Here is a 2,725-nt window from a genome sequence, read left to right on the forward strand (position 1 = left end):
GCTGGCGATACACGACGGTGGCCTGCAGCTCCATGGTGATTTGATCGTTGATGGCCTGGGCAAGTTTTCCCTTGATTTCCATGACTGTCATGAAATCACGTTTGACTGCCACTCGATAGTGAGTCATTCCTAACTCAGTACGGACGTCCCCAGTGGCAATGCTCCCCCACCCCGACCTTGCGGTTCGTCCAAACCGGAGTTGTCCAGTACCATGGAGCGGTCCCACCGCCGCGCCACGGCACTCGGCAACGGGCACGCCCCCTTAGCTCAGATGGCCAGAGCATCTGTCTTGTAAACAGAGGGTCGCCGGTTCGAATCCGGCAGGGGGCTCCACCATTGCACTGCCCGGGTGCTCGTTCCAGCATCCGGGCGGTACTTCTATCCACTGTGGGCAAGTGGTAAACCGTTGCCATGAGCTTCTACTCTCACGGTCATGCGCCCTCGGTCCTAGCGTCCCACGGCACCCGGCGCGCTGCGGATTCCGCGGCCTACCTGTTGCCCGAGCTCAGCCCCGGCGTATCCCTACTGGATATTGGTTGTGGGCCGGGATCCATCACCCTGGACCTCGCTGAGACGGTGGCCCCGGGCAGGGTGATCGGCATGGACCAGTCGCTTGAGGCCATCACTTCCGCCGCCGACGCCGCCCGGGAGCGGGGGTTGCCCAACGTCATTTTCCGGATCGCCGATGTCTACGCCCTTCCCTTCGAGGACGGCAGCTTTGACATCGTGCACGCCCATCAGGTCCTTCAGCATCTACCCGATCCCGTGGCCGCCCTGCGGGAGATGTCACGGGTGTGCACCCCGAACGGTTTGATCGCGGTGAGGGACGCGGACTACGCATCCATGGCCTGGTTCCCGCAATCCGCGGGACTGAGTCGGTGGCTCGAGCTCTACCGCTCCATGGCGCGGGCCAATCGAGGCGAACCGGATGCTGGCCGGCACTTGAAGTCATGGGCGCGCATGGCGGGTTTGCGAGACACGAGGGTCACGACGTCGTCGTGGAGCTACGCCTCGGCACGGGCCACCCGTTGGTGGGGTGAGTCGTGGGCTGGCCGGGTGCGGGCGTCGTCGTACGGGGACCGGGCCCTCGAGCTGGGACTGAGTACGCAGCCGGAACTCGACGGGATATCCGCGGCGTGGGAGGTCTGGTCGAAAGAGCCGGACGCGTGGTTTGCGATGCTGCACACCGAAATTCTGGCGCGCCCGGCCCTGCCCACCGAATAGACCAGCAGCCTACTGGTACTTGATCACCACGCGGCCGTCGATCTTGGCGTGGCGCATCTCGTCGAAGATCTGGTTGATCTCCCCGAGCTCACGGGTATGGAACGTGGGGTGGATCAGGCCGCGGGAGTAGAAGTCCAAGGCCTCCTCCATGTCCTTGCGGGTACCCACAATGGAACCGCGAATCGTGAGCCGTTTGAGCACGATGTCGAAAATGGGCGCGGGGAACTCTCCCGGGGGCAGGCCGTTGAACACGATGGTTCCCCTGCGTCGTGTCATGCCGATGGCTTGGCCGAAGGCATCAGGGTGCACGGCGGTAACCAGCACACCGTGGGCGCCGCCGATCTCCCGTTGAATGGTCTCGACCGGATCCGCCGCGAACGCGTTCACCAGGACTTCGGCGCCGTGCTTCTTGGCCAACGCGAGCTTGTCGTCGGCGACATCCACCGCGGCGACCCGCATGCCCATGGCCACGGCGTACTGCACGGCAAGGTGGCCCAGGCCACCGATTCCGGAGATCACGACCCATTCACCGGGCCGCACCTCGGTTTCCTTGAGTCCCTTGTACACGGTGACCCCGGCGCACAGGACCGGCGCCACTTCGTATGGATCTGCCCCCTCGGGAATGCGGGCCGCGAATTTGGCGTCCACCAGCATGTACTCACCAAATGAACCGTTGGACGAATATCCCGAGTTGGTTTGTTCCTCGCACAAGGTCTCCCACCCGGCCCGACAGTACTGGCAGTTGCCGCAGGAACTGCCCAGCCAGGCGTTACCTACCAGGTCACCCTCCTTGAGGTCATCCACTCCTTCCCCCACGGAGACCACGGTTCCCACGCCCTCGTGTCCGGGAATGAGAGGGAGGGTGGGCTTCACCGGCCAGTCGCCCTGGGCCGCATGCAGGTCCGTGTGGCAAACACCGGACGCGATCAATTTGACGAGTGCCTGCCCCGGCCCCGGTTGGGGAATCTCGACTTCGTCAATGGTGAGTTCATCACCGAAATTGTGAACCACAGCTGCTTGGAAAGTTGAACTCATCCTCATGCTCCTTTGCACGATGCCACTAGTGAAACCGCCTGAGCGGATTTTCAGTCTATGATACCCACATCACGGTGACAATGAACAAGCGGGCCCGCACCCTGTGGTGCCGGACCCGCTTCAGCGACGTTCGAAGACCGTCGGTGAACCCGTATTCGATTTTATTTCTTGGCCTCAATGGCGTCGTTGAGGGCCTTCTCGAAATCACCCTGGGCGTAGCGCTCGCCGTCCACGAAAATGGTGGGTGTGCCGGCGATCCCGTTCGCCACGGACTCCTGGGCCATGATGTTGATCATGGGCCGGTAGGTGTTCTCGCCCAGTTGATCGGCGCTCACGTCGGCGCCGTGCTTGGACGCGATCTCAGCGATCTCGTCGTTGCTCAAACCACCGGTGCCCTGGTGGGAGAAGATTTCCTGGGTGAAGTCCATGTACTGCTCGGGGTCGACCTGCTCGGCCACCAGGTAGG

3 protein-coding genes and 1 tRNA gene are annotated in these 2,725 nt (G+C 62.9%); 2 read left to right on the forward strand and 2 right to left on the reverse strand.

Annotated elements, in window-relative coordinates; translation table 11 throughout:
- The first annotated feature begins 256 nt into the window (after positions 1-256).
- Positions 257-333: transfer RNA gene (locus Q4E95_RS12495), tRNA-Thr, on the forward strand.
- A 78-nt stretch (positions 334-411) separates the two neighbouring features.
- Positions 412-1,224 carry a methyltransferase domain-containing protein gene (locus Q4E95_RS12500; protein ID WP_303383614.1) on the forward strand — a complete coding sequence of 271 codons (813 nt, stop codon included), beginning with the start codon at positions 412-414 and terminating at the stop codon, positions 1,222-1,224.
- A 9-nt stretch (positions 1,225-1,233) separates the two neighbouring features.
- Here the strand turns inward: Q4E95_RS12500 and adhP are convergent, their stop codons facing one another.
- Entirely contained in the window at positions 1,234-2,259 is a 1,026-nt protein-coding gene (gene adhP, locus Q4E95_RS12505; protein WP_303383615.1) for an alcohol dehydrogenase AdhP, read from the reverse strand.
- Between the two features lie 161 nt (positions 2,260-2,420).
- The coding region (locus Q4E95_RS12510) for a thioredoxin domain-containing protein (protein ID WP_303383616.1) at positions 2,421-2,725 on the reverse strand (305 nt) is incomplete at its 5' end.

Source organism: Kocuria sp. (assembly GCF_030536815.1).
Classification (GTDB): domain Bacteria; phylum Actinomycetota; class Actinomycetes; order Actinomycetales; family Micrococcaceae; genus Kocuria; species Kocuria gwangalliensis.